Origin of the sequence: Aeromonas sp. HMWF015 (assembly GCF_963878965.1) — a bacterium.
GTDB lineage: Bacteria > Pseudomonadota > Gammaproteobacteria > Enterobacterales > Aeromonadaceae > Aeromonas > Aeromonas veronii.
This window is the reverse complement of sequence record NZ_CAWNZT010000323.1, coordinates 1-2,472: the sequence shown is the minus strand read 5'-3', so window position 1 is coordinate 2,472 and position 2,472 is coordinate 1. Positions and strand designations below refer to the sequence as shown.

Here is a 2,472-nt window from a genome sequence, read left to right as displayed (position 1 = left end):
CAGCTGACCGCTGGGGGTGTGTTCGGGGATGGTCGGGCCGTAGCGCAAGAGCTGGCCCAAGGTCGCTCGCTCGGGGGGAGAGAGGGGGCTTGTCAGCTCGGCAAAGTGCACATACTCGGCATAGACATCCTCTATCTCTACTCCGCTCTCGTTTCTCATCTGTGCGAAGCGTTGCAGCAGTTTTTGGACACGAAAATCAGACAGTGCTGGGGCACCACGCAAGATATCCATATGACCTTTCTCACCAAGTTTTAAAGTGGGGGGGAATTGAGACGCGCGTATTATAGGGATCTGGCTCACAGCGGACAAACGTTTTTCTCACTTCGTGCAGTGTGACTCTGCGCACACTCTCTGGTATAAAGGTGCCTCTTTTTTGACAAATGCCGATTTTTTCAACAAAGGTACTCACCTACTTGCGCTGCATTTTTCGACTGTTTATCGGGCTGTTGTTGACGCTGACGCTGGTTGGCTGCGACTTCTATAGCCCCTCCAGCCAGCTGGAGCAGATCCGCCAGCGAGGCGAGATCCGGGTTGGCACCATCTATGGTCCCACCTCCTATTACCAGCGTGACGACCTCGCCCAGGGGTTCGATTACGAGCTGGCGCAAAATTATGCCGACTGGTTGGGGGTGAAACTCACCATCATCCCGGTCGACACCACTGACCAACTGGTCACCCTGCTGAAAAAGGGCAAACTCGATCTGGCGGCTGCCGCCATCATGGTCACCCCCGAACGGCGCGAGCTGTTTCGCTTCGGCCCAGGCTTCTATCAGGTCTCTCCCAAACTGGTCTACCGCAACGGCAAACCCAAGCCTGCCTCGTTAAACGATATCAAGGGCAAGCTGGTGGTGGCCGCCGGCTCCACCGGTGAAGATCTGCTCAAAGAGATGAGCAAAGAAAATCCGAAACTAGCCTGGAGCACCAGCGACAACGCCGATGTAGAGGAGCTGCTCAAGCAGGTGGTGGATGGCAAGATTGACTACACGGTGGTGCAGGATACCGTGCTGGCCCGTACCCAGCGCTACTACCCGGAGCTCACCGAGGGGCTGACCCTGGCCCAGAAGCAGACCGTTGCCTGGGCCATGAGCAAGCTGCCCGATGACAGCCTCTATGCCAGCGTGATCGACTTCTTCGGTCAGCGCTTTATGGATGGTGCCATCGCCAAGCTGGACGAGAAGTACTTCGGCCACGTGCAGAACTTCGACTTTGTCGATACCCGCACCTTCCTCAAGCGCGCCAAGAGCCTGCTGCCCAAGTACCAGCCGCTGTTCCAGACTCACGCCAAGAATATCGACTGGCGTCTGCTCGCCGCCATCAGCTATCAGGAGTCCCACTGGGACCCGCAGGCCCGCTCCTACACCGGCGTGCGCGGCATGATGATGCTGACCGAGCCCACCGCCAAGGCGATGGGAGTCAACGACCGGCTTCATCCGGAAGAGAGCATCAAAGGTGGCTCCCTCTATCTGCAACAGATGATGGAGAAGGTGCCGGATTCTGTGCCCGATGACGAGAAGGTGTGGTTTGCCCTCACCGCCTACAACATCGGTTACGGCCACATGATGGACGCCCGCCGCCTGACCAAAGAGCTCGGCAAGAATCCCGACGCCTGGAGCGACGTGAAAGAGGTGCTGCCGCTGCTGCAGCAAGCGCGCTGGCACCGCAAGGTACGTTACGGCTATGCCCGTGGCAGCGAGGCGCGCAACTATGTCAACAACGTGCGCCAGTATTACCAGAGTCTGCTCTGGCTCGACAACGAGCAGCAGAAGGCACATCAGCGGGAGAGTCTCGACAACGACAGCGAGCCCGAGCTGGCCGAGCGCCCCACCGCCATCGCCGAAGTGGTCAATCAGATCACCATGCGCTAACCAGCCATTATTCGGCTGTTTTCACGCAAACTTCTCTGTTACCATCGATTCACATCGGAGCCTATCCGAAATCGCATTGTTTTCATTATGTTGAGAGATTAAATAACAGCAATTTCGGATGGGCTCCATCAATGACCCAAGGCCGGGATGGCCACCTGAGTTGGGAGGAGACCAAGATGCAAAAACGTAGAAAAATCAGTCTGGTCAGAAAAGCGAAGTGCAGCTGGAGCCCCAGACGCAAACTCAAGCTTAATGACATCAAGCGCAATCTGTGGCGCAGAAATCGATCCTATACCCTGCTTATTGCAGAGCACACAGCATAAACCCGGCATTCGCCGGGTTTTTTATCTTCTTTCTCACCTGATTATCGTCTTACACCAGCGCAGCCTTGAACTGTACCGACCGCTTGGAGATCAGCGAGTTGCAGTGGTTGCAGAAGTAATCCACTGCGCCGCACGCCTTGAGACGCTCCAGCTCCTGCTGGCAGGTGGGGCAGATGGCCGTAACGTGAACGTTAGCCTGGCACTGGCCACAGGTTTGCTCCTTGCTGCGGGTATCCAGTTCAGCCTGGCATGATGGACAAAGCAGGGCTTCCATAATCAACTCC

General features: G+C 56.6%; 3 protein-coding genes. 1 reads left to right on the top strand and 2 read right to left on the bottom strand.

Going from position 1 to position 2,472, the window contains the following annotated elements:
- Positions 1 to 231 (bottom strand): hypothetical protein (locus AACS18_RS16150; RefSeq protein ID WP_146184780.1); only part of this gene is annotated, 231 nt, incomplete at its 3' end.
- Positions 232 to 380: 149 nt separating this feature from the next.
- Between AACS18_RS16150 and mltF the strand changes: the two genes are divergently transcribed.
- Positions 381 to 1,865: a membrane-bound lytic murein transglycosylase MltF gene (mltF, locus tag AACS18_RS16145; RefSeq protein WP_005344877.1), complete on the top strand. Its 1,485-nt coding sequence runs from the start codon at positions 381 to 383 to the stop codon at positions 1,863 to 1,865.
- A 372-nt stretch (positions 1,866 to 2,237) separates the two neighbouring features.
- On the opposite strand, the gene AACS18_RS16140 is transcribed toward mltF, so the two are convergent.
- Complete coding sequence (locus tag AACS18_RS16140; protein WP_042056368.1) at positions 2,238 to 2,462, bottom strand: zinc ribbon domain-containing protein; 225 nt, start codon at positions 2,460 to 2,462, stop codon at positions 2,238 to 2,240.
- Positions 2,463 to 2,472 lie beyond the last annotated feature (10 nt).

Excerpts from the sequence above, each read along its gene's own strand:
- mltF (WP_005344877.1), top strand. The coding sequence starts at position 381 with ATGCCGATTTTTTCAACAAAGGTACTCACCTACTTGCGCTGCATTTTT.
- AACS18_RS16140 (WP_042056368.1), bottom strand. The coding sequence starts at position 2,462 with ATGGAAGCCCTGCTTTGTCCATCATGCCAGGCTGAACTGGATACCCGC.